We start from the raw sequence: 24,684 nt of genomic DNA on the forward strand, positions 1-24,684 counted from the left end.
TTAGCGGCTGAGAGCCGCGGCGATGTCGGCCCGGATCAGCTCGGCCAGTTCCTTGGCCGCGCGGTTTTCGCCGTCACGAACGGCGCGCACCTTGGCAAATTCCTGAACCGGGAAGTCAACGAGGGCCACCGCCGTGCGGTTGCCCGACTTGATGGTCTCGCCCGTGCCGATCTTCGTCAGATTGTAGTCCGCCTTGACGACGATACGGCCGGCGCCGGCGCGGTCCTTGGCCTGATCGTAGAGCACGCCCATCGAGCGGTGGGTGACGGTGAGCGCCAGGTGATATTGCGGGTTCGCGGGCTCGCCCTGGCCACCTGCGGCCAGGAAGATCAGCGCGTTGCGCACTTCCTGCTCGACGCGGTCGTTGGCTTCGGAAATCTCGATCGCCGCCAGTGCCGTCGAGGTGCCGACCGGGTCGGAATAGAGCGGCCGGACCTGGCAGCCGGCGAGCGCGGTCAACATGAGCACGCCAGCCAGAACCGGAATCGACCGGATACGGAAACCAGCTCTATCAGACAACGACATTGACGATCCTCTGGGGCACGACGATGATTTTCTTGGGGCTGCTGCCGTTGAGCGCGGACTTGACGGCATCGAGCGCCAGGACGGCGCTTTCGATCGCACTCTGATCCGCATCGCGGGCGATTGTCAAATCAGCGCGCTTCTTGCCATTGATCTGCACCGGCATGGTGATTTCGTTCTCGACCACCAAGGCTGGGTTGAACGCCGGCCAGCGGCGTTCTGCAATCAGCCCTTCGCCGCCGATCTGGCGCCAGCATTCCTCGGCGAGGTGCGGCATCATCGGTGCGATCAGGTCGATCAGGATCGTCGTGGCATCCTTTACGGCACTTGCCAGGGCCGCGTCGGCCTTGCCGGCGGCTACCTGTGTCAGCGGTGCGGCAAGCGTGTTCACGAGCTCGTAGATGCGCGCCACGGCCTTGTTGAAGGCGAGCTTGTCATAGTCCGCCTCGACCGCTCGCAGCGTCTTGTGCGCGGCTTGCGAAACCGACAGTCCCTCGCCTTCGAGCGCCGGGGCGGCCTCGATTGCGCGCAGCTTCTCGGCCGCTTCGCTGATCAGGCGCCAGACGCGCTGCACGAAGCGATGCGATCCTTCGACACCGGCTTCGGACCAGATCACGTCACGATCCGGCGGTGAATCGGAGAGAACGAAGAAGCGAGCGGTGTCGGCGCCGTAGGAGGCGATGATGTCGTCGGGATCGACGACGTTCTTTTTCGACTTCGACATCTTCTCGATCGAGCCGATGGCGATGTCCTCACCTGTCTCGATCAGCGTCGCACGGCGGCGTCCATCGATCTCCTCGATGTGGATTTCGGCCGGCGTCACCCATTCGCGCTGGGCGCCTTCGCCGCGGCTATAGGTTTCGTGCACGACCATGCCTTGCGTGAACAGGCCCTTGAACGGCTCGTCGACGGCCACATGGCCGGTCGCCTTCATCGCGCGGGTGAAGAAGCGCGAATAGAGCAGATGCAGGATCGCGTGCTCGATGCCGCCGATGTACTGATCGACCGGCAGCCAGTGGTTGGCGACCTTGGGGTCGGTCGGATTGTCTTCCCAAGGTGCTGTGAAGCGCGTGAAGTACCAGGACGAATCGACGAAGGTGTCCATCGTGTCCGTCTCGCGGCGGGCGTCCTTGCCGCATTGCGGGCAGGCGACGTGGCGCCAGGTGGCGTGACGGTCGAGCGGATTGCCCGGCTTGTCGAAGGTGACATCCGGCGGCAGCACGACCGGCAGGTCGGCTTTCGGAACCGGCACGACGCCGCAGTCCTCGCAATGGATGACCGGGATCGGGCAGCCCCAGTAGCGCTGGCGCGAGATGCCCCAGTCACGCAGGCGGAAATTGACCTTGCGCTCGGCACGTGGCGCGCCGTCGAGCATTTCCTTCTCGAGCTTCGAAGCAACGGTCTCGAAGGCGTCTTCCGTCGACAGGCCATCGAGGAAGCGCGAATTGATCATCACGCCGTCGCCGATATAGGCCTCGTCACCAATGGCAAAGGTTGCGGCGTCGCCGTCCTTCGGCATGACGACTGGAACGACAGGCAGATCGTATTTGCGGGCGAAGTCGAGGTCGCGCTGGTCGCCGGAGGGGCAGCCGAAGATGGCGCCCGTGCCGTAGTCCATCAGCACGAAGTTCGCGACATAGACCGGCAGCTCCCAGCTCGGATCGAGCGGGTGCTTGGCACGGATGCCGGTGTCGATGCCCTTCTTCTCGGCCGTCTCCAGCGCAGCAAGCGAGGTACCGGCGCGGCGGCATTCTTCGCAGAATGCATCGACCTCGGGATTGCTGGCCGCCACCTGCCTTGCCAACGGGTGATCGGCAGCGATCGCCAGGAACGAGGCGCCGAAGAGCGTGTCCGGACGGGTGGTGTAGACGGTGAGTTCCGTTGCGTCGCCGGCGGTGCCCTCGACGATTTCCCAACGCAGCGACAGGCCCTCGGAGCGGCCGATCCAGTTCTTCTGCATCAGGCGCACCTTCTCGGGCCACTGATCCAGCGTATCGAGCGCGTCGAGCAGTTCCTGGCTGAAGTCGGTGATGCGGAAGAACCATTGCGTCAGTTCGCGCTGTTCGACCAGAGCGCCCGATCGCCAGCCGCGGCCGTCGATCACCTGCTCGTTGGCCAGCACTGTGTTATCGACCGGGTCCCAGTTGACCTTGGACTGCTTGCGGTAGACGAGGCCCTTTTCCAGGAAGTCCAGGAACAGGTACTGCTGGCGCTGGTAATAGGCGGGGTCGCAGGTTGCGAACTCGCGGTTCCAGTCGAGCGACAGGCCCATGACCTTCAGCTGCGCCTTCATCGAGGCGATGTTCTGGTAGGTCCAGCTGGCCGGGTGCACGCCACGCTCCATGGCGGCGTTCTCGGCCGGCATGCCGAAGGCGTCCCAACCCATCGGGTGCAGCACGTTGAAGCCGCGGGCGCGCTTGTAGCGCGCTACCACGTCACCCATGGTGTAGTTGCGCACGTGGCCCATGTGGATGCGGCCCGAGGGATAGGGGAACATCTCGAGCACGTAGTACTTTTCGCGCGGATCGTCGTTCTCGGTCTGGAAGACCTCGTTCTTTTCCCATTCCTGCTGCCAACGGGGCTCGGCATCACGCGGATTGTATCGTTCGCTAGACATGTCTTTTCGATGTTCCGGAAGTTCTGCGGCGCATAGTTGCGCCTCATGATAGTTGGGGTGACCTTCACCACGAAACCGCCTGACGGTCAAGTTTTTGAAGGGTTTGGCGCGACACTTTGGCGGATTTGAGCCGGTCCGCGACGGAGCGGCCTTGGCAATCGGCTCAACTTTGCCTAAGCCGCTCGGTCAGTGGTTTGGAAATCCCGTGTCGGAGAGCAGGTCCATGGAAGTTCAAGAGCGGTTGCAGGATGTCGTGAGCCGGATTCAGGCGGCGGAGAAGTCTGCTGGTCGCGCCAAAGGCGCCGTCACGCTCGTGGCTGTTTCCAAGACCTTCGACGCTGATGCCATCCGCCCGGTGATTGCGGCCGGGCAGCGGGTGTTCGGCGAGAACCGCGTGCAAGAAGCGCAGGGCAAGTGGCCGGAGCTGAAGGCCGAGACGTCCGGTCTCGAACTGCACCTGATCGGTCCGCTGCAGTCGAACAAGGCGGCGGAAGCCGTCGCGCTGTTCGATGTCATCGAGACGGTCGATCGCGAGAAGATCGCCCGCGCGCTTGCTGCCGAAATGCAGAAACAGGGCCGAACGCTCAGGCTCTATGTGCAGGTCAACACCGGATTGGAGCCGCAGAAGGCCGGCATTGCGCCGGACGAGACCGCCGCCTTCGTGGAACTCTGCCGCAACGAGCTGGGCCTTTCGATCGAGGGGCTGATGTGCATTCCGCCGGTCGAGGAAAATCCCGGTCCGCATTTTGCTCTGCTCGCCAAGCTGGCCGTTGCCTGCAAGCTCGAGAAGCTGTCGATGGGCATGTCCGGCGACTTCGAGACTGCTATCCAGTTCGGCGCCACCGGCGTTCGCGTCGGTTCGGCCATTTTCGGCGCACGCTGAGGTCACTTCGTCACATACCGCTTTCGTCGGGGTTCCCCTCGTCTCTCATTAGCCTATCCTTGTGCACGAGGAGGCCGGACATGTCCGGCAACATGCGCAGGGAGGAACGGACATGGCGAGCAGCTATGCCGACGTGTACGCGGGCTGGAAAGCGGACCCGCAGAGTTTCTGGTCCAATGCAGCCAATGCGATCGACTGGTTTGAAAGACCGGTACGGGCGTTCGATGCGGAGGCCGGCATCTATGGGCACTGGTTCGCCGATGGCGTTACCAATACCTGCTACAACTGCCTGGATCGCCATGTGGTCGCTGGCCGTGGCGAGCAGATCGCCTTCATCTATGACAGCCCCGTCACCGGGCGTGTGGAGCGCATCTCCTACGCATCTCTGCTCGCCGACGTAGCGGCCCTGGCCGCCGTCTACCGCAAGCTGGGGGTCGGCAAGGGCGACCGGATCATCATCTATATGCCGATGATCCCGCAGGCGGCGGTTGCGATGCTCGCGGCTGCGCGCATCGGCGCCGTGCACTCCGTGGTCTTCGGCGGCTTTGCCGCCAACGAGCTCGCCGTGCGCATCGACGATTGTCAAGCGAAGCTGATCGTGTCTGCAAGCTGCGGGATCGAACCCGGTCGTACTGTCGCCTACAAGCCGCTGCTCGATGCGGCGCTCGACATCGCAACCCACAAGCCGGCCCATTGCCTTGTCTTCCAGCGCGAGATGGCGGAAGCCGCCATGACCGAGGGACGCGACATCGATTTCGCGTCGGCGCTCGCCGCGGCGAAAGAGGCAGGGGAAGAAACCGAATGCGTGCCGGTCGCCTCGACCGATCCGCTCTATGTGCTCTACACCTCGGGCACGACCGGCCAGCCCAAGGGGGTGGTGCGCGACAATGGCGGCCACATGGTCGCGCTCAAATGGTCCATGGAGAACTTCTTCGGCGTGCAGCCGGGCGAAGTCTTCTGGGCCGCGTCGGACATCGGCTGGGTCGTCGGCCACTCCTACATCGTCTACGGCCCGCTCCTGAATGGCAGCACGTCGATCCTGTTCGAAGGCAAGCCGGTCGGCACGCCGGACCCCGGAACCTATTGGCGGATCATAGCCGAGCACGGCGTCGTGGTGATGTTCACCGCGCCGACGGCGCTCAGGGCGATTCGCAAGGAGGATCCGGAGGCTTCTCACGTTCGCCGATACGACCTGTCGAAGTTTCGCGCGTTGTTTCTCGCCGGCGAACGGGCGGATCCCGACACGATCCACTGGGCCGAGAAGGCGCTCGGCGTGCCCGTCATCGATCATTGGTGGCAGACGGAAACCGGATGGCCTGTGGCGGGAAATCCCATGGGGCTCGGCCTTCTGCCGGTAAAATACGGTTCGCCGGCCGTTCCGCTACCGGGATACGACGTCCAGATCCTCGACGATGCCGGACATCCGGTAACAGCCGGTACGCTGGGCAATGTGGTCGTGAAGCTGCCGCTTCCGCCGGGATGCCTGCCGACGCTCTGGAATGCAGACCACCGGTTCCGCGCGGCCTATCTCGACGAGTTTCCCGGCTACTACAAGACTGCCGATGCCGGCTATCTCGATGAGGATGGCTATATCTTCATCATGGCGCGAACGGACGACATCATCAATGTGGCTGGCCATCGCCTCTCCACCGGAGCGATGGAGGAGGTCTGCTCCAGCCACCCCGATGTTGCCGAATGTGCCGTCATCGGTATTGCCGACGATTTGAAAGGCCAGATCCCGGCCGGCTTCCTCGTCATCAACTCCAATGTTTCCCGTGAAACGTCGGAGATCGAACGCGAAGTCATCAGCCTCGTGCGCGAACGCATCGGACCGGTTGCCGCCTTCCGGCTGGCGATCTGCGTCAAGCGGCTGCCGAAGACGCGGTCGGGCAAGATCTTGCGCGCCACGATCCAGAAGATCGCCGACCGTCAGCCCTGGAAAATGCCGGCGACGATCGATGATCCTGTCATTCTCGACGAAATCACCGTCGCTCTGCATGGGCGAGGCATCGGCGTCTAGTGATTGCTAAGCCGGCTCATGAATTTGCGCGGTGCACGCCGCATTAGGTGTGCACGACCGCGGCAAACCAATCACTGAAACTGGCTGCGGCCCTTGAGCGTGTGACTTTGGTGATCAGGAAGTAGCTTTCGTCCTCCAGGGTGGCGATATCGGACAGGATCACCAGGTCTCCGTTGTCGATTTCGCGCCGGAAGACTTCGACCGGGCAAAGCGCCACGCCATGGCCGGCAATGACTGCCGTTGCCAAAAGGTTGAAGTCCTGAAACACGGGGCCACGCAACGTCTGCGTGGCCTCCTGCCCTGCCCTTGCCAGCCAATCGCGCCAGCGTGACGTCGTTTCGTCGTGCAACAGATCGGCTGACGCGATCGCCTGCGGTGACGTCAGCGCGCCTTTTCGTTCGAGATAGCGAGGGCTCGCAACCGGACGGTTGATGCGGGAGAACAGCCGGTTGGAACGGGTTCCTTCGCTCTTGTCGGCCCCGAGCGTGATGAGGACGTCGCAGCCGGTTTCCCGCAATTGCTGCTCTGCCATTGCATAGACGACCTTGACGTCCACCTCCGGGTGACGGTGCAGGAATTCGCCGAGTGCCGGGATCAGCCAGCGCGTGGCGATCGAGGGTATGCAGGCAACGCTCACCTGCGCCTTGGCGTTCAGTCGTAGCAGTTCCGTTTCCGCAGCGATGCGCTCCAATGCCGATGTCAATACCGCGGCCAGGTTCTCGGCCTCTGGCGCCAGCCTGACCCCACGCTTCTCGCGCACGAAGAGCGGCCGGCCGAACCACTCCTCCAACAGCCGGATCTGGTGACTGATGGCCGCGTGCGTCACATGCAACTCGTCGCCGGCGCGGGAGAAGCTCGCCAGACGCGCCGCGGCTTCGAAGGCACGCAGCATGCCGAGTGGTGGCAACATCATTTGTAAGCTTTCCTCATCAATGCCTTGAGGAAAGGTCGTTTGATTGGTCACCGTTGTCAATGGATACTGGGCCTATCACCGGATTGGGAGAGAGTTTCCCGTCCGTAGACATTAGAAATCCTTACAGATGGAGAGACCTATGTTCGTGCGCAGCCTGCAGCAGATCGAAGCTACCGACCATTTTGTCGAATGGGGCAGCGGGACCAGCCATCGGCTGCTAACCGAGCGGGATGGCATGGGTTTCACCGTCTGCCACACGGTCGTTCGTGCCGGAACGGTATCGTTGCTCGAGTACCGCAACCATCTCGAAGCCTGCTATTGCATCGCCGGGCACGGCGAGGTCGAGGACATGCAGGGCAAGGTCTTCCCGATCAACAAGGGCGATATCTACGTGCTCGACCAGAACGACAAACATTTCTTGCGCGGCGGCAAGGACGAGGATCTGGTTCTCGTCAGCATCTTCAATCCGCCACTCAAGGGGACCGAGCGGCACAATCTCAACGACCCATCCGGCTCGGCCTACTGAACTCGTTGCCGAGCACCGACCAACAAAAAAGCCCGGATCGACGATCCGGGCTTTTTTCATTGGGCTGGACGGCGATCAGTACTGATCGTCTTCGTCCTCGTCCTTGCGGTCCGACTTCAGCGACTTGAGCTTGGCGAAGACGGCATCGGCGTCGATTTCCTTCTCTTCCTCGCGCTCGTAGCTAAAGCCCAGCTTTTCGGTTTCCTGGGCCGATTCCAGCGTCTGGCCGAGTTCGGCAGCCGTCGGCAGCGGACGGCCCTTGGAAGCGCGTTCGACTTCGAGGTCGAGGTCGATCTGCGAGCAGAGGCCGAGGGTTACCGGGTCCATCGGCGTCAGGTTGGCGGAGTTCCAGTGGGTGCGCTCGCGGATCTGTTCGATCGTCGACTTGGTGGTGCCGACGAGACGCGAGATCTGCGCATCCTTGAGTTCCGGATGGTTGCGGACGAGCCACAGAATAGCGTTCGGGCGATCCTGGCGCTTGGAAACCGGGGTGTAGCGCGGGCCCTTGCGCTTGCTATCAGGCACGCGAACCTTCGGCTCGGACAGCTTCAGCTTGTGGTTGGGGTTGCCTTCGGCGCGGGCGATCTCGTCGCGCGAAAGCTGACCGGTCGCGATCGGGTCGAGGCCCTTGATGCCCTGCGCGGATTCACCGTCGGCGATCGCCTTCACTTCGAGCGGGTGCAGCTTGCAGAACTGCGCGATCTGGTCGAAGGACAGCGCGGTATTGTCAACCAGCCAGACGGCGGTCGCCTTGGGCATAAGCAGTTGCTGAGCCATGGATATAGTCCTTTTGTCCGCCGCGCCGGTGTCGCGGGCCGTGGAGTCTACCACTGATTTCCGGGAAATGTGGGCCTCTATACCGTCGTTGTCGCGAAATTGCAATTCTTCAGTTCCAAATGTCCTTTTGTCTAATTGCGGCGGGCATTTGACCTGCTATGAATGTGCGCGAAACGGGGGAGCCCTAGGAGGGGCGAACCGCACTAGGAATGCGTAGGGAGGAAAATATGTCCGCCAAAATCTATCCGGTGTTGAAGTCTGCCAAGAGCCGGACGCTGCTTGATAACGCCACATACCTGAAGTGGTACGAAGAGAGCGTTTCTGATCCGGCAAAGTTCTGGGGCAAGCACGGCAAACGGATCGATTGGTTCAAGCCCTATACCAAGGTCAAGAACACATCCTTCAAGGGCAAGGTCTCGATCAAGTGGTATGAAGACGGCCTTACCAACGTCTCCTACAACTGTATCGACCGCCACCTGAAGACGCATGGCGAAAAGACCGCCATCATCTGGGAAGGCGACAATCCCTATATCGACAAGAAGATCACCTACAACCAGCTCTACGAGCAGGTCTGCCGCCTTGCCAACGTCCTGAAGAAGCATGGCGTCAAGAAGGGTGACCGCGTCACCATCTACATGCCGATGATCCCGGAAGCATCCTATGCGATGCTTGCCTGCGCCCGCATCGGCGCCATTCATTCGGTCGTCTTCGGCGGCTTTTCGCCGGATGCGCTTGCCGGCCGTATCGTCGACTGTGAGTCCACCTTCGTCATCACCTGCGACGAGGGCGTTCGCGGCGGCAAGCCGGTCCCGCTCAAGGAAAACACCGATACGGCGATCGACATCGCGGCCAAACAGCATGTCATCGTCAACAAGGTTCTGGTCGTGCGCCGCACCGGCGGCAAGACCGCCTGGGCACCGGGCCGTGACCTCTGGTACCACCAGGAAATCGCCACCGTGAAGCCGCATTGCGAGCCGGCGAAGATGAAGGCGGAAGATCCGCTGTTCATCCTCTATACCTCGGGCTCGACCGGCAAGCCGAAGGGCGTGTTGCACACGACCGGCGGCTACCTGGTCTATGCATCGATGACGCACGAATATGTCTTCGACTATCGCGATGGCGAGGTCTACTGGTGCACGGCCGACGTCGGCTGGGTCACCGGCCACTCCTATATCGTCTATGGTCCGCTCGCGAATGCTGCGACCACCGTGATGTTCGAAGGCGTGCCGAATTTCCCGGATGCCGGGCGTTTCTGGGAAGTGGTCGACAAGCACAAGGTCAACGTCTTCTACACGGCGCCGACGGCGATCCGCTCGCTGATGGGCGCCGGCGACGACTTCGTCAAGCGCGCCTCGCGCTCCTCGCTTCGCCTGCTCGGTTCGGTCGGCGAGCCGATCAACCCGGAAGCCTGGGAGTGGTATTACAACGTCGTTGGCGAGCAGAAGTCGCCGATCGTCGATACCTGGTGGCAGACGGAAACCGGCGGCATCCTGATCACGCCGCTCCCGGGCGCGACCGACCTCAAGCCCGGTTCGGCTACGCGGCCGTTCTTCGGCGTTCAGCCGCAGCTCGTCGACAATGAAGGCAACGTGCTCGAAGGCGCTGCCGACGGCAACCTCTGCATCATCGACAGCTGGCCGGGCCAGATGCGCACAATCTATGGCGACCACGCGCGTTTCGGGCAGACCTACTTTGCCACCTACAAGGGCAAGTATTTCACCGGTGACGGCTGCCGCCGCGATGAAGACGGCTACTACTGGATCACCGGCCGCGTCGACGACGTCTTGAACGTGTCGGGCCACCGTCTCGGCACGGCTGAAGTGGAATCGGCGCTCGTGTCGCACCACCTCGTCTCGGAAGCGGCCGTCGTTGGCTATCCACACCCGATCAAGGGCCAGGGCATCTATTGCTATGTCTCGCTGATGGCTGGTGAAATCGGCAACGACGAACTGCGCGCCGCCTTGGTGAAGCATGTCCGTTCGGAAATCGGCCCGATCGCCACACCGGACAAGATCCAGTTCGCTCCGGGCTTGCCGAAGACCCGCTCGGGCAAGATCATGCGCCGCATCCTGCGCAAGATCGCCGAGGATGATTTCGGCGCGCTCGGCGATACCTCGACGCTCGCCGATCCGGCCGTCGTCGACGATCTGATCGCGAACCGCCAGAACAAGGCCTGACCTTGAAAAGCCGCCGCGCACCTCTCGGGCGTGCGGCGGCTCTCCTATCGTCGCAGATGATGTAAGATCTCCGGTATCGCCGATGCGGCACCTGTCTCGGCAAGCCGGACAATTTCGTGAGCCGGATTCAGATAGCGGTCGCAGGCGCCGGCACCTAACCCGAACTTAGAAGTCGATTGCGCGACCCTTGATCTCCCAATCACCGTAGCGGGCTGGATCTTCGCCCCCGCGCCCGCCGATCTCCGGCGGCAGCTCTTTCTTGATCTCCGCCTGACGCCGCTCTTCCGCTTCCTTCAGGGCCCGCACGGCGGCAGGCGGCAGCGGCTTCTTCGGGCGGTCGGCGGCGTTGTCATTGTCGTTCTGCATCTGAACGGTATCCGGATTCGAGCATCAATATTGAAGAATTGGCTGTTTGCACCCATCATATAGGATGCCGTTCCCCGTACGGGAACCCTGATTCACGTGAAACGTCGACGACCCGGAGCCTTCTGATGAACCTTGTCCGCACCGCCATGCTGCTTGCAGTCATGACCGCCCTGTTCATGGCGGTAGGCTTCGCCATCGGCGGACGCGGCGGCATGATGATCGCCTTCATCATGGCCGCAGGTATGAACTTCTTCTCCTATTGGAACTCCGACAAGATGGTGCTGCGCATGTACCGCGCGCAGGAGGTCGATGAGCGCAGCGCGCCGGAGTACTACGGCATCGTTCGCGACCTCGCGCGCAATGCCGGCCTGCCGATGCCGCGTGTCTACGTGATCGACAGCCCGCAGCCGAACGCGTTTGCCACCGGCCGCAACCCGGAGAATGCCGCGGTTGCCGCTTCGACCGGCCTGCTTCACGCTCTCAACTATGACGAGGTCGCCGGCGTGATGGCGCATGAACTCGCCCACGTACAGAACCGCGACACCTTGACGATGACGCTGACGGCCACCCTTGCCGGCGCGATCTCGATGCTCGGCAACTTTGCTTTCTTCTTCAGCGGCAACCGTGAAAACAACAATCCGCTCGGCTTCATCGGCACGCTGGTGGCGATGATCGTGGCGCCGATTGCGGCAATGCTGGTGCAGATGGCGATCAGCCGGACGCGCGAATATTCGGCCGACCGTCGTGGCGCCGAGATTTGCGGCAAGCCGCTGGCGCTCGCTTCGGCGCTGCAGAAGATCGCAGGCGCCGCCCATCAGATCCACAACGACGATGCCGAGCGCAACCCGGCGACGGCGCATATGTTCATCATCAATCCGCTCTCCGGCGAGCGCATGGACAACCTGTTTTCGACCCATCCGAACACCGAAAACCGCATCGCTGCCCTGCAGCAGATGGCCCAGGAGATGTCTTCGGTCTCGACGCCGCCGGTTCGGGCTGATAATCCCGTGCGCAAATCGCGCTCTGTGCCCTCTACCGGTTGGGGTCGCGGTGGTTCCGAACCGCCCAAAGGTCCCTGGTCCTGATGTCCGCAGAAAACAACAACGATTCACGTCCGAAACGATCGCACCGCAACGGCGCCGCAGCAAGGTCGAAGAAGCCTGCCCCGGCGCCGCGTGGTCCGGAGAAGCCTGGCCTGAGAGCGCGTCAGGCCGCCGCGAAGATCCTGGCGGCCGTTATCGACCGCAAGACGTCGCTCGACGGCATGCTCGACAGCGAGCACGGCAACCCGGCCTATCGCGAGCTGAATGAAGCCGACCGCGCCCTGGTCCGGGCAATCCTCAATTCCGCCCTTCGCCATCTCCCGCGCGTGCAGGCTGCGATCAACTCGCTGCTGCAGACGCCCTTGCCGGAGGGTGCGCGGGCGCTCGATCACGTGCTTGCCGTGGCGGCGGCACAGATCCTCTATTTGGACGTGCCTGATCATTCCGCTGTCGATCTCGCCGTCGAACAGGCACAGAACGATCCGCGTAACCGTCGTTTCGCCAATCTCGTGAACGCCGTGCTGCGGCGTCTGTCGCGTGAAAAGGATGCCGTTCTCGAAAGCACGCGCCATATTCCGGCGATGCCGGAATGGTTCTTCGAGCGCCTCATTGCCCACTATGGCGCAGCGGCGGCCGAGAAGATCGCCGAGGCGCAGCTGACGCCGGCGGCGATCGATCTCTCCGTCAAGTCCGAGCCTGCGGCTTGGGCCGAGCGGCTTGGCGGTACCGTCCTGCCAACCGGCTCGGTACGGCTTGGCGCATTCTCAGGCTCGATCCCTTCCTTAGCCGGATTCGATGACGGTGCCTGGTGGGTTCAGGACGCGGCCGCATCGATCCCGGCGCGGCTCTTCGGAGACCTCAAGGGCAAGCGAACCGTCGATCTCTGCGCCGCACCCGGCGGCAAGACCGCCCAGCTCATCCTCGCCGGCGCCGAAGTGACGGCGCTCGACCAGTCCGGTAGCCGCTTGCGCCGGCTGAAGGGCAATCTCAAGCGGCTTGGGCTCGAGGCTGAGACCACGGAAGTCAACATGGCGGACTTCCAGCCGGAGACACTGTTCGATGCCGCCCTGCTCGACGCCCCCTGCTCTTCGACCGGCACGACCCGCCGTCACCCTGACGTGCTGTGGACCAAGGGACCGGAAGACATCGAAAAGCTCGCAGACCTGCAGGAGCGGCTGCTTCGTCATGCGCTGACGGTGGTCAAGCCCGGCGGCACGGTCGTCTTCTCCAATTGCTCCCTCGACCCGCGCGAAGGCGAAGAGGTCGTTGCCCGGGTCGTAGGTTCTGGCGAAAGCTACGAGCGGGTGCCGATTTCCGCCGCCGACTGGCCGGGGCTCGAGGACGCGATCACGCCGATCGGCGAAATGCGGACGACGCCTGCCATGCTGCCGCTCGATGCTCCGTTTTCGAGCGGCCTCGATGGTTTCTACGCAGCGGTGATTCGCCGCAAATAACAGCGCAAACTCGCATTTCAGCGCTTGGAACTGGGCCTCAAGGCCCTGTTTCACCGCATCATTTGACGCTTTCGACCGGGAAGCCTATCAAAGATGGCAGGATTGATAAAAGTTTAATGGTCTTCGCGGCACCATGCGGGCGCTGGCGCGAGGTCCTGGCGCGCTCCGATGATGTGAGTGATCGTGCCAGAAATGAGGTAACCGGCGGCGTTGATGTTGTTTTCCGGCAGGCGAAGGCTTTCTTACCTGTATGTGCGTGAAGGCTGGCGCCGTGTGTCGCGTCGCCTGTCGATCGGGCGCGTCTCCACGCTGCGCTTCACCGGCTCCACCCCCAATCGGCTGATTGTTGCGCCGACGGATCTCAGGGCCGTCGATCCCTTTGTCGCGGAAGAGATTCTTGCCGGGCGTTTCCCGCTTGCCGGCCGCGTGCTCGACACGGAGGGCGAGTCGCCGTTCGAGATCGATCTGCCGTCGCGCGAATTTGCCGCCCGGCTGCATTCCTTCGGCTGGCTGCGGCACTTGCGGGCGATCCGCGAGGATGCAGGCTTCGTCCGGCTGCGGCAGATCGTCGACGACTGGATCGGCACCCATGGACGCGATCTCGGCGGCGTTGCCTGGGATGCGGATATCATGGCGCAGCGCATCATCGCCTGGCTTTCTCATTCGCCGGTCGTGCTGCGCAATGCCGAACATGGCTTCTACCGACGCTTCCTCAAGAGCCTGGCGCTGCAGGTGCGCTATCTCAGGCATATCGCCGATACGGTGCGCGACGGCGAGCAGAGGCTTCGGGTGCGGCTTGCGCTTGCCATGGCGTCGGTTTCCATGCCGGCATCGCCCAGCGCCATCCGCAAGGCATCGCGCCACCTCGATCTCGAACTCGACCGGCAGATCCTGCCGGACGGCAGCCACTTCTCGCGCAGCCCGCGCGCTGGCCTCGAACTGCTGCTGGACCTGCTGCCGCTCCGCCAGACCTACGTCAATCTCGGCCATGACGTGCCGTCGCGCCTCATTCCCTGCATCGACCGGATGTACCCGGCCCTGCGCTTCTTCCGGCATCAGGGTGGTGAGTTGGCGCTGTTCAACGGCGCCACGTCGGTCCTGGCGCATGAACTGGCGTCGGTGCTGCGCTATGACGAGACGGCCGGCGAACCCTTCCGTTCGCTGCCGCACGCCCACTACGAACGTATGGCGATGGAAAACACCGTCGTCATCATGGACACTGGCCGGCCGCTTTCGGTCGACCTGTCGCGCAGCGCCCATGCCGGTTGCCTGTCCTTCGAGATGTCCTCGGGCAAGACGCGTTTCGTCGTCAATTCCGGTGCGCCGAAGTTTGCCGGGGAGCGGTTCCGCCAGATGGCGCGGATGACGGCTGCCCATTCGACGGTGACGGTCAACGACACCTCGTCGTCGCGCTTCTCGCAGTCGCGCTTTCTCGGACCGATCATGACGTCAGGCGTCAAGCAGGTGACGGCGGCCCGCAAGGACGAGGCGGGCGGGCTCGAGTCGGTGACGGCGAGCCATGACGGCTACCTTTCCGCCTTCGGTCTCGTTCACGAGCGTGGCATCGGCGTCCTGAACGGCGGCCGCATGATCCGCGGCCGCGACCGGCTGTCGCGCACAGACGGCAGCGACCCTGAGGCAGGCGATACGGGGGTTGCCGTAGCACGATTCCACATTCACCCCGCGGTCGCCATTCGCCAGAACAGTGCGCGCGAGATCTTCCTGACGGCGCCCGACGGCGAGATCTGGCTGTTTGCCTGCCAGGACGGCGAGCTTGCAGTCGAGGAGGATATCTTCTTTGCCGATCCCTCGGGTATCCGGGCCTCGCAGCAGTTGACGGTGACCTTTGCGATCGCGCAGCAGCCGGAGATCCAGTGGACGTTTTCACGCGCCAACTGAGCCTTCTGTCTTGACGACGGGCACGCCCAAGAAAGCGCCTCAGGTTTTCCGTTCGCGTTTCAGAAGCGGTAGCATTGATGAATTTGGATCGATCCGATCCAAATTCATCGCGATCTTCAGGCCCGGCGAGGTTCCTTCGCCCGGCAAGCTATGCTAACGGGCAGCCATCTCAACCGCCGGAGCTTCCTCCCGGGGCGTCCGGCGCCGCCAAAGGAGCATGGTTGTGGCTGTCGCCTCCAAGAAAATCCCCGCCCCGAACGAGGTTACGGTCCGCACCGCCCTCCTCTCCGTCTCCGACAAGACGGGTGTCGTCGAGCTCGCGCGCGCTCTTAACGAGAAGGGCATCCGGCTCGTTTCGACGGGCGGCACGCACAAGGCGCTCTCCGAGGCCGGCCTGCCGGTGAGTGACGTTTCCGAGCTGACCGGTTTCCCTGAGGTCATGGACGGCCGCGTGAAGACGCTGCATCCGGGCGTTCACGGTGGCCTCCTGGCGATCCGCGACGATGCGGATCACGTTGCCGCCATGTCGACCCACGGCATCACCGCCATCGATCTTGCGATCATCAACCTCTATCCCTTCGAGGAAGTCCGGGCCAAGGGCGGCGACTATCCGACAACCGTCGAAAACATCGATATCGGTGGTCCGGCCATGATCCGCGCTTCGGCCAAGAACCATGCCTATGTGACGATCGTCACCGATCCGGCCGACTATCCGGTGCTGCTCGAAGAGCTTGCTTCCGGCAAGACGACCTATGCCTTCCGCCAGAAGATGGCCGCCAAGGCCTATGCCCGCACCGCGGCTTACGACGCCGCCATTTCCAACTGGTTTGCCGAGGCGCTCGACACGCCGATGCCGCGTCACCGGGTGATCGGCGGCGTCTTGAAGGAAGAGATGCGCTACGGCGAGAATCCGCACCAGAAGGCGGGCTTCTACCTGACCGGCGAGAACCGCCCGGGTGTCGCCACCGCGACGCTGCTGCAGGGCAAGCAGCTCTCCTACAACAACATCAACGACACGGATGCGGCTTTCGAGCTGGTGGCCGAGTTCCTGCCCGAGAAGGCACCGGCTGTCGCCATCATCAAGCACGCCAACCCTTGCGGTGTTGCGACTGCTCCGACGCTTGCCGAAGCCTATCGCCGGGCTCTTGCCTGCGACTCCACCTCGGCCTTCGGCGGCATCATCGCGCTCAACCAGGAGCTCGACGCCGAGACGGCCGAAGAGATCGTCAAGCTCTTCACCGAAGTGATCATCGCGCCTGCTGTCAGCGACGCAGCCAAGGCGGTGATTGCGCGCAAGCCGAACCTGCGCCTGCTTGCGACCGGTGGCCTGCCGGACCCGCGCATCCCGGGCCTTGCGGCCAAGACCGTCTCGGGCGGCCTGCTCGTGCAGACGCGCGACAACGGCATGGTCGAGGACCTCGAGCTCAAGGTCGTCACCAAGCGCGCGCCGACGGCGCAGGAGCTTGAAGACATGAAGTTCGCCTTCAAGGTCGCCAAGCACGTGAAGTCGAACGCCATCGTTTACGCCAAGGACGGCCAGACGGCCGGTATCGGCGCCGGCCAGATGAGCCGCGTCGATTCCGCCCGTATTGCCGCGATCAAGGCCGAAGAAGCCGCCAAGGCACTGGGTCTTGCAACGCCGCTTACCAAGGGCTCGGCCGTTGCCTCCGAAGCCTTCCTGCCGTTTGCCGATGGTCTGCTCTCGGCGATTGCGGCGGGTGCCACGGCTGTTATCCAGCCCGGTGGCTCGATGCGTGACGAAGAGGTGATTGCGGCTGCGAACGAGCATGGCGTCGCCATGGTCTTCACCGGCATGCGCCACTTCCGCCACTGAGTTCGTTCGGGACGAGCGCCACGCGCTCTTCCCGGATGCCCGGAAAGTCAGAAGCCGTCGCGTCCCCAGGAGGCGGCGGCTTTTTTGCGTCCGTCATCGGCCGGATAGGGCGTGCGCAGAAGGATCAGCAGCCCGACGACCAGAAAGGCGATGAGCGCCATCATGCCGATCCTTGCCGAGCCGGTGGCAAGCGTGATCGTGGCAACGGATGCGGGAGCGAGGAACGAGGTGGCGCGACCGGACAGCGCATAGAGGCCGAAGTAGCGACCGGCCTCGTCGAGGCTGACGCTGCGGGCGAGATAGGAGCGCGACGAGGCCTGAACGGGGCCGAAGGCGACGCCGACGAGCAGGCCGTAGAGAATGTAGGCCTTTTCGGCGGCGGTGCCGAACAGGCCGCCGGTATCGTCCATCGACAGCGGCAGCAGCCCGAACAGCGTGAAACCGGGGCCCGTCGAGACGATGCCGATGGTGGCAATCGTCAGGCAGATCAAGCTGGCGGTGACGATCACCTTGGAGCCAAGGTGCGCATCCAGCCAACTTGCACAGAGGCAGCCGCCGATCGCGACGACGTTGAGAATGATGCCGTAGACGCCGAGTTCCAGGGTCTGCCACGCGAACATCGCGGCCGCGAATGTGCCGCCGAGCGCCAGCAGACCATTGACGCCATCCTGGAAGATCATGCGCGCGATCAGGAAGCGCAGGATCCCGCGCCTTTCGCGAAGCTCGACGAGCGTGCCCTTGAGCTCCCTGAGGCCAGTGACGGTTGCCTTGCCGAGCGACATCGCCGCCTTGGTGGCATCGGGCGTGAACAGGAACATCGGCAGGATAAAGACGAGGTACCAGACGGCGGAGATCGGGCCGGTGATGCGCGCATCCTCGCCCTCAGCCGGATCGAGGCCGAACAGTGGGTCGATGCCAAGGGCCGTCTTGCCAGTCTCAGGACTTCCGGCAAGCAGCGCCACCACGGCGATCAGCACGATCATGCCGCCGAGATAGCCGAGCCCCCAGGCGATGTTGGAAATGCGCCCCACGTCCTTCTCTGGCACCAGCCGGGGCATCATCGAATCGTTGAAGACGATCGAGAACTCGGCTGCGACCGTCGCAAGGATCATGAAGATCGCCGGATAGAGGATCGGCGAGCCGGGGGCCGCGAACCAGAGCATAGCCAGCGATCCGATCTTGATGACGGCGAAGAAGGCGATCCAGGGCTTGCGCGGCCCGGTGGCGTCGGCGATCGAGCCGAGCACCGGCGAAAGAACCGCGATGATGATGCCCGAAACGGTGAGCGTGTAGCCCCACATCGCCTGGCCGACCGCATGGTCCTCCGTCAGCCGCGATACGAAATAGGGGCCGAAGATGAAGGTGGTGATGACGGTGAAGAAGGGCTGCGCGGCCCAGTCGAACAGCATCCAGCCGGCGATGCCCGCACGGGACGTACGTGGCTGGTCTTCAGTCCGCTCGGCCGAAATCTGCAAAGTCCCCTCCCGAAACGACTGCGCCGCGCGTCCCCTCGAACGCGCGGCGCAGCCTATCTTCAATTGAACCGATTCCAAAAGGTCTGGAACCGGATGCGGGCGAAAAAACTGCCCGCATTTTTGTCCGTTACTTCGCCCTGCCGCGTGCGAGGTCGTTGAGGAGACCCGCAGCAACGGTGATCTTGGCAAGCGTCGTTTCACCCTTCTCGGTCAGAAGGCGCAACTGGCCGGTCGCCTGGGCGACGCGAACGCGTTCGCTTTCTTCCCAGGCGGCAACCGGATTGCGCTCCTTCTTCTGCTCGCGCAGGGCCGCCGCGGTGATATCGCGCCGGGCAGCGGCGATATCGGAGACGGCGCGAGACAGAGCCATGGCCTCGAACTGCTCCGTTGCCGGAACGCGATCGGACGCCGCCAGCAGGCGGTTGATGCGAAGCGTGTCGGTCACGGCGAAGTACCCTTGCGCCGTGCGGCTCAGCGTCTCGCCGGTTTCCGCGGCAATCTGCATGATCTCGGGCACCAGAGTCATCAGCGCCAGTTCCGAGATTTCCTCGGCGAGCTTGGCGGGGACGCCGCCCTCGACGAAGGCAGCCGTCTTCAACCGTGCTTCCTCGGCGCTCTCGCCGGAGACTGCAGTGCGCATGGTCGCGCGCAGCTTCTGCAGGCCATCGCCGAGGCGCGATACGGCCTCGGACACCGAACCGGTCGCCGCATGGGTGCGCAGCGTCCGCTCGGTGACGAGCGTGAAGATGCGGCCCACTTCCTGGTAGAGGATGTTCTGCAGGCCACCGCCGATCTTGTTGTCGAGCGCGTCGATCTCGTCATAGATCCGCGGCAGGTCAAAGCCGTCGAGCGCCAGCACCGCCGCCTTGACGACGTCGGCCGAGAGGAAGCCGGTGGCGTCCGTCAGGGTCGAGACGAAGGCCGGACCACCGCGGTTGATCACCTCGTTGGCGAGGATCGTCGCGATGATTTCGCGGCGCAGGCGGTGGCCGTGGATGTCGCCGGCATAGGCCTTGCGCATCTTGCCCGGGAAGTAACGCTCGAGCGTCGCCGTGAAGTACGGATCGTCGGGCAGCTCGCTCGCAATCAGCTCATCGAAGAGAACGAGCTTGGAGTAGGAGAGCAGCACGCCGATTTCCGGGCGGGTCAATGGCTTGCCCGCCTGGTAACGCTCGGTCATCGCCTGGTCGGTCGGCAGCGTCTCGACCTTGCGGTTGAGATGGCCATCGGCCTCGAGGCGAGTCATGAGCCGGCCGAGTGTCGTGCGGTTGCCGAGCCCCTGCATGGCGGTCAGCGAGATCGCCAGCGACTGCTCGTAGTTGTTGCGCAGCACCAGGTGGCCCACTTCCTCGGTCATCGAGGCGAGCAGCGTGTTGCGCTTCGGACGGGTCAGGCGACCGTCGCGCATGGCAGACGCAAGCGCGATCTTGATGTTGACCTCGACGTCGGACGAGTTGACGCCCGCCGAGTTGTCGATGGCATCCGAGTTGCAGCGGCCGCCGTTGAGGCCGAAGCCGATGCGACCCTTCTGGGTAACGCCGAGGTTGGCGCCCTCGCCGATAACACGGGCGCGGACCTCTTCGGCCGCCACGCGAATGGCGTCGTTGGCGCGGTCGCCGACTTCGGCGTCCGTTTCGTTGCTACCGCGCACATAGGTGCCGATGCCGCCGAACCAGAGCAGGTCGACCTGGCTCTTCAGGATCGCGTTCATGATCTCGAAGGGCGTTGCCTTCTGCTTGTCGAGGCCGATGGCGGCCATCGCCTCAGGCGTCAGCGTCACCGACTTTTCGGCACGCGAGATGATCATCGCGCCGTCCGAAAGCGTCTTGCGGTCATAATCCTGCCAGCTCGAACGCGGCAGGTCGAACATGCGCTTACGCTCGGCAAAGGAGGCATCGATATCCGGCGACGGATCGATGAAGATGTCGCGGTGATCGAAGGCGGCGATCAGGCGGATCTTTTCGGAGAGCAGCATGCCGTTGCCGAAGACGTCGCCCGACATGTCGCCGACGCCGGCAACGGTGAAGGGCGTCGTCTGGATATCGATGTCCATCTCGCGGAAGTGTCGCTTGACGGTTTCCCAGGCGCCGCGGGCGGTGATGCCCATCTTCTTGTGGTCGTAACCGGCCGAGCCGCCCGATGCGAAGGCGTCGTCGAGCCAGAAGCCTGCTTCCTGCGCCAGGCCGTTGGCCGTGTCGGAGAAGGTCGCGGTGCCCTTGTCGGCGGCCACGACGAAGTAGGGATCGTCGCCGTCATGGCGTTGCGTGTCGGCCGGTGGCACGACGTCCTGGCCGACGATGTTGTCGGTGACCGACAGAAGCGTGCGGATGAAGGTCTTGTAGGCTTCGGTACCGGCCTTGAAGACCTCGTCGCGGGTGCCGCCCACCGGAAGCAGCTTCGGATAGAAGCCGCCCTTGGCGCCGACGGGCACGATAACGGCGTTCTTCACCTGCTGCGCCTTGACGAGGCCGAGCACTTCCGTGCGGTAGTCCTGGGCGCGGTCCGACCAGCGAAGGCCGCCGCGGGCGACCTTGCCGAAGCGCAGGTGCACGCCCTCGACCTCGGTGCCGTAGACGAAGATTTCGCGGAACGGATGCGGTTCCGGCAGGCCGTCGAGCTGCTTCGGGTCCAGCTTGAAGGCGAGCACCGCGCGCGGCTTGCCGTCGGCGTCATGCTGGAAGTAGTTGGTCCGGAGCGTTGCTTCGATCGCGTTGACGTAGCGTCGCAGAATCCGATCCTCGTCGAGGCTCGGAACGGCCGAGAGCGCGTCCTCGATCGCCGACAGCAGCGCGTTGCACTTTTTGGCGCGCGGCTTTTCCTCGAGCTTCGGATCCATGCGGGTCACGAACAGCTTGAAGATGTCGGCGGCGATCGCCGGATACTTGTTCAGCGTGTCGGCGATATAGCCCTGCGAGTAGGTGATCCCCGCCTGGCGCAGATAGCGGGCATAGGCGCGCAAGACCGTCACCTCACGGGCATTGAGGCCCGCAAGCAGGACCAGACGGTTGAAGTTGTCGTCCTCGGTCGTGCCGTTCCAGGCGGCCAGGAACGCTTCTTCGAGCGCCGGACCGGATTTTTCGAGGTTCAGCGCAAGGCCATCGCGATGGATCAGCTCCATATCGTGCAACACGACCTTGCGCTTCTCTTCGCCGTGGGCGTTGACGCCGATGTCGTAGGTCTGTTCGCTGATCACTCGGAAGCCGAGGTTTTCAAGCAAGGGCACGCGGCGCGACAGCGACACGGGTTCGCTGGCGTGGAAGATCTTGAGCTCGGCGGTATCGGGCCGCGAAACGGTACGGGGATAGTGATAGAACTCGATCCGGATCGGATCCGGCCCCTTGCAGGCGGCGATATCTGCGAGATCCGCATAGGCTTCAGCCGGTGTGAAGAACGACTGGTAGGCATTGTCGACATCGAGTTCGATGCCGTCCTTGCGGGCAAGCAGGTCAAACCGGTCGATCCAGCGGGTGACAATGCCGCGAACGGCCTCTTCGAGCTTGGCCTGCGGAATGCGCGGCGTCTTGCCGGCGGAGCGGCCGATGATGAAGTGGACGCGGGCGAGACCGCCTTCCGGGAAGGCCGGGTAATAGGCGGAGACGCGGCCGTCATAGACCGTTTTCAGATAGTCGCCGATCTTCTCGCGAACATCCGAATCGTACTGTTCGCGCGGCACGAAGACGATGACCGACACGAAGCGGTCGAAATGGTCGATGCGCGGCAGCACGCGGATGCGCGGCCGATCGCCGAGTTCGTTGATCTGTTCGCAGAAGGCGGCCAGCAGGCCGACATCGATCTGGAACAGGTCGTCGCGCGGATAGGATTCCAGCGTGTTGGCCAGCATCTTGCCGGAATGGCTTTGCGGATCGTAGCCGAAGTGATCGACGATCTTTTCGATCTTGTGGCGCAGAAGCGGAATTTCAGCTGCCTGGCGGGTGTAGGCCGAGGAGGTGAACAGGCCGACGATGCGCAACTCGCCAGCGACGTTGCCGTCGGCGTCGAAGCGCTTGACGCCGATATAGTCCATGTAGGCGCGGCGATGCACGACCGACTTGACGTTGGCCTTGGTGACGATCAGAAAATCGGGGCCATCGAGGAAGGCGAGAATTTCAGGTGTGGTCAGCACCGCGTCCTTGCCCTGGCGCAGAACGCGCACATCCGGGTTGGAGAGGATGCCGAGGCCCCTGCCCTTGCCGCGTTCGACGGCTGCCTTCTCGCCCTTGCCCGAATAGGTGTATTCGCGCATGCCGAGGAAGGTGAAGTTGTTGTCTCGCAGCCAGCGAAGGAAGGCGAGCGCCTCGTCGCGGTCGCTCTTCTTGCGCGTCGCGTTGTAGGTTTCGAGTTCCGACATGGCCTGATCGAGCAAGGTCGTCATCGCCGGCCAGTCGTGCACGGTCTGGTGGACCTGCTCCAGCACGTCGCGGATGCGGTTGCTGAGCTGCTCCGCCTCGACGGGCGCAAGCTTGGTCAGGTGGATCTGGATATGGCTGACGCGGTGCGACGGATCGCTTTCCTCTTCCGGATCGAAGAGCTTTGCCGGCTTGCCCGGTTCCTTGACCAGGATGGGATGGATCGCGAGGTGAATGTCACGGTGGGTGCTGGTGATTTCCCCCATGACCGAGTCATAGAGGAACGGCATGTTGCGTTCGGTTACGGCGATGACCGATACCTCGGTACCACCCGGCGCGATGCCGGCGACGGCTTCGACCGAAACCTGCGGCTTGCCGCCGTCCCAGCGGGCGAGTTCACGAGCCGCATGGGCTGCGGTCAGCGCCAGCATGTCCGCCGAATAGAGATCGAGGTCATCGTTGCTGGCCCCACCGAAGAGGATCTCCGGCGCCAGCGCCTCGACGCCCAGTTTGATGGCGGCCGCCTTCGCTGCGTCGATGTGTCTGTCCCGCTTCGGATTGTATTTCACGCCCATGAAGTCTCTCCCATTCATGATAGGCCAAACCCTATCAGAACCATGGCTAATGGCGACCGCTTTTTACGCTGATTTCGGCAAAATCGAGCCCAAAATCGGAGAATTTCACGTGAAAACAGCTTAAATCCATTTAAATCGAAGGTAATTTCGCGAAAATTGCTCGAAAATCGAAGAAAAAGCACGAAAACGCCAGAGGCTTCTCCGGAGCCTATCTGCCATCGGCTGTTGACAGGGCGGTGACAGTCGGGTGAACAGAGTTTCGAGATCGTAGGATTGGACTGGTCGATGCCCGAAATGCCTTCCCTGCCCGGCGCCGTCATCGTCATCTCGAGCCATGTCGTGCGCGGCAAGGTGGGCAACAGGGCCGTGGTCTTCGCGCTGGAGACCCTGGGGCATCCGGTCTGGGCCCTGCCGACCGTCATCCTCCCCTGGCATCCGGGCCATGGCCGCTCGACGCGGATCGCCATTTCCGATCAGGATTTCGGGGCGGTGATCGATGACCTCATTGCAGCACCCTGGGCCGGAGAGGTGCGCGCCGTGCTTTCGGGCTACCTCGGCTCGGCGGGACAGGCGGAAGCTGTGGCGCGGCTGGTGACGGCGCTGAAGGAGCGCAATCCCAAGCTGATCTATGCCTGCGACCCCGTGGTCGGCGATGCCGGTGGTCTCTATGTGCCGGAAACCACGGCGGTTGCCATTCGCGACCGCCTGCTGCCGCTTGCAAATCTTGCGACCCCGAACCGCTACGAGCTTGCTTGGCTCGCTGGCGCGACGCTGGAGACGAACACGGCGATCCTCGACGCGGCGCTCGGCCTTGGTCCGGCCCGCGTGCTGGTGACGTCCGCCGTGCCGATGATGAGCGGCGGGACCGGCAATCTCTTTCTTTCGGGCAACCACGCGCTGCTTGCCGAACATCGTCTGGTCGAAAACCCGCCGAACGGCACGGGCGACCTGTTGGCGGCGGTGTTTCTCGCCCGAATCCTTGAAGGACTTTCAGAGGAACGCGCCTTGCAGATGGCGACGGCGAGCGTATTTGAGATCATCGCGCGGAGCGTCAAGCGCGGCGCAGATGAATTGACCATCGAGCAGGACGCGTCGAGCCTCTCGACGCCCATGGCGATGGTGCAGATGCGCCGGCTGGTTCATCCGAATCAGATGCGGCGCAAGTGAAGAAGCTGTTCACGGACCGCCACCCTATGGCATCGTGGATTGAATTTTAGATCGCGATCATTTTCATGACGGAGGTGCGGGTGGGCGAAA

16 protein-coding genes are annotated in these 24,684 nt (G+C 63.3%); 9 read left to right on the plus strand and 7 right to left on the minus strand.

Going from position 1 to position 24,684, the window contains the following annotated elements; genetic code table 11:
• Positions 1-525 carry an LPS assembly lipoprotein LptE gene (lptE, locus tag OKW20_RS23575; protein WP_043624211.1) on the minus strand — a complete coding sequence of 175 codons (525 nt, stop codon included), beginning with the start codon at positions 523-525 and terminating at the stop codon, positions 1-3.
• Positions 512-3,139 carry a leucine--tRNA ligase gene (leuS, locus tag OKW20_RS23580; RefSeq protein WP_429119035.1) on the minus strand — a complete coding sequence of 876 codons (2,628 nt, stop codon included), beginning with the start codon at positions 3,137-3,139 and terminating at the stop codon, positions 512-514. Before leuS ends, lptE begins: the two co-directional genes overlap by 14 nt.
• Positions 3,140-3,362: 223 nt before the next feature.
• On the opposite strand from leuS, the gene OKW20_RS23585 reads away from it, so the two are divergent.
• Together OKW20_RS23585 and OKW20_RS23590 are read left to right on the plus strand one after the other, a co-directional pair.
• On the plus strand, positions 3,363-4,022 hold the full coding sequence (locus OKW20_RS23585) for a YggS family pyridoxal phosphate-dependent enzyme (RefSeq protein ID WP_429175989.1): 660 nt from the start codon (positions 3,363-3,365) through the stop codon (positions 4,020-4,022).
• A gap of 112 nt (positions 4,023-4,134) precedes the next feature.
• Positions 4,135-6,042 carry an AMP-binding protein gene (locus OKW20_RS23590; protein ID WP_429175992.1) on the plus strand — a complete coding sequence of 636 codons (1,908 nt, stop codon included), beginning with the start codon at positions 4,135-4,137 and terminating at the stop codon, positions 6,040-6,042.
• A gap of 43 nt (positions 6,043-6,085) precedes the next feature.
• On the opposite strand, the gene OKW20_RS23595 is transcribed toward OKW20_RS23590, so the two are convergent.
• Positions 6,086-6,952: a LysR substrate-binding domain-containing protein gene (locus OKW20_RS23595; protein WP_429176559.1), complete on the minus strand. Its 867-nt coding sequence runs from the start codon at positions 6,950-6,952 to the stop codon at positions 6,086-6,088.
• A 142-nt stretch (positions 6,953-7,094) separates the two neighbouring features.
• On the opposite strand from OKW20_RS23595, the gene OKW20_RS23600 reads away from it, so the two are divergent.
• The gene (locus OKW20_RS23600) at positions 7,095-7,481 is read left to right on the plus strand and encodes an ectoine synthase (RefSeq protein ID WP_429175995.1); all 387 of its coding nucleotides are present in this window, start codon (positions 7,095-7,097) and stop codon (positions 7,479-7,481) included.
• Between the two features lie 75 nt (positions 7,482-7,556).
• Here the strand turns inward: OKW20_RS23600 and OKW20_RS23605 are convergent, their stop codons facing one another.
• On the minus strand, positions 7,557-8,258 hold the full coding sequence (locus OKW20_RS23605; RefSeq protein WP_034800153.1) for a DUF1013 domain-containing protein: 702 nt from the start codon (positions 8,256-8,258) through the stop codon (positions 7,557-7,559).
• A gap of 227 nt (positions 8,259-8,485) precedes the next feature.
• On the opposite strand from OKW20_RS23605, the gene acs reads away from it, so the two are divergent.
• Entirely contained in the window at positions 8,486-10,435 is a 1,950-nt protein-coding gene (gene acs, locus OKW20_RS23610) for an acetate--CoA ligase (protein ID WP_034800154.1), read from the plus strand.
• Positions 10,436-10,600: 165 nt separating this feature from the next.
• On the opposite strand, the gene OKW20_RS23615 is transcribed toward acs, so the two are convergent.
• Positions 10,601-10,801, minus strand: coding sequence for a DUF1674 domain-containing protein (locus OKW20_RS23615; RefSeq protein ID WP_043624199.1), 201 nt, complete (start codon positions 10,799-10,801; stop codon positions 10,601-10,603).
• Positions 10,802-10,926: 125 nt separating this feature from the next.
• Here OKW20_RS23615 and htpX point away from each other — a divergent pair, with 125 nt between their 5' ends.
• The 4 genes from htpX (at position 10,927) to purH (ending at position 17,031) form a co-directional block, all read left to right on the plus strand.
• On the plus strand, positions 10,927-11,886 hold the full coding sequence (gene htpX / locus OKW20_RS23620) for a zinc metalloprotease HtpX (protein WP_429176000.1): 960 nt from the start codon (positions 10,927-10,929) through the stop codon (positions 11,884-11,886).
• The gene (locus OKW20_RS23625; RefSeq protein ID WP_429176019.1) at positions 11,886-13,298 is read left to right on the plus strand and encodes an RsmB/NOP family class I SAM-dependent RNA methyltransferase; all 1,413 of its coding nucleotides are present in this window, start codon (positions 11,886-11,888) and stop codon (positions 13,296-13,298) included. Before htpX ends, OKW20_RS23625 begins: the two co-directional genes overlap by 1 nt.
• Positions 13,299-13,511: 213 nt before the next feature.
• Complete coding sequence (locus OKW20_RS23630) at positions 13,512-15,197, plus strand: heparinase II/III family protein (protein WP_429176022.1); 1,686 nt, start codon at positions 13,512-13,514, stop codon at positions 15,195-15,197.
• Between the two features lie 223 nt (positions 15,198-15,420).
• Positions 15,421-17,031, plus strand: a complete 1,611-nt coding sequence (gene purH, locus OKW20_RS23635) for a bifunctional phosphoribosylaminoimidazolecarboxamide formyltransferase/IMP cyclohydrolase (protein ID WP_043623734.1) — start codon at positions 15,421-15,423, stop codon at positions 17,029-17,031.
• Between the two features lie 47 nt (positions 17,032-17,078).
• Here the strand turns inward: purH and OKW20_RS23640 are convergent, their stop codons facing one another.
• Positions 17,079-18,506: an MFS transporter gene (locus OKW20_RS23640; RefSeq protein ID WP_429176026.1), complete on the minus strand. Its 1,428-nt coding sequence runs from the start codon at positions 18,504-18,506 to the stop codon at positions 17,079-17,081.
• 127 nt (positions 18,507-18,633) lie between these two features.
• Positions 18,634-23,427, minus strand: coding sequence for an NAD-glutamate dehydrogenase (locus OKW20_RS23645; protein WP_429176035.1), 4,794 nt, complete (start codon positions 23,425-23,427; stop codon positions 18,634-18,636).
• 285 nt (positions 23,428-23,712) lie between these two features.
• Between OKW20_RS23645 and pdxY the strand changes: the two genes are divergently transcribed.
• On the plus strand, positions 23,713-24,594 hold the full coding sequence (gene pdxY, locus OKW20_RS23650; RefSeq protein ID WP_429176049.1) for a pyridoxal kinase PdxY: 882 nt from the start codon (positions 23,713-23,715) through the stop codon (positions 24,592-24,594).
• The last annotated feature ends 90 nt before the right edge of the window (positions 24,595-24,684 follow it).

Origin of the sequence: Ensifer sp. LBL, from assembly GCF_050435225.1 — a bacterium.
Lineage (GTDB): Bacteria > Pseudomonadota > Alphaproteobacteria > Rhizobiales > Rhizobiaceae > Ensifer.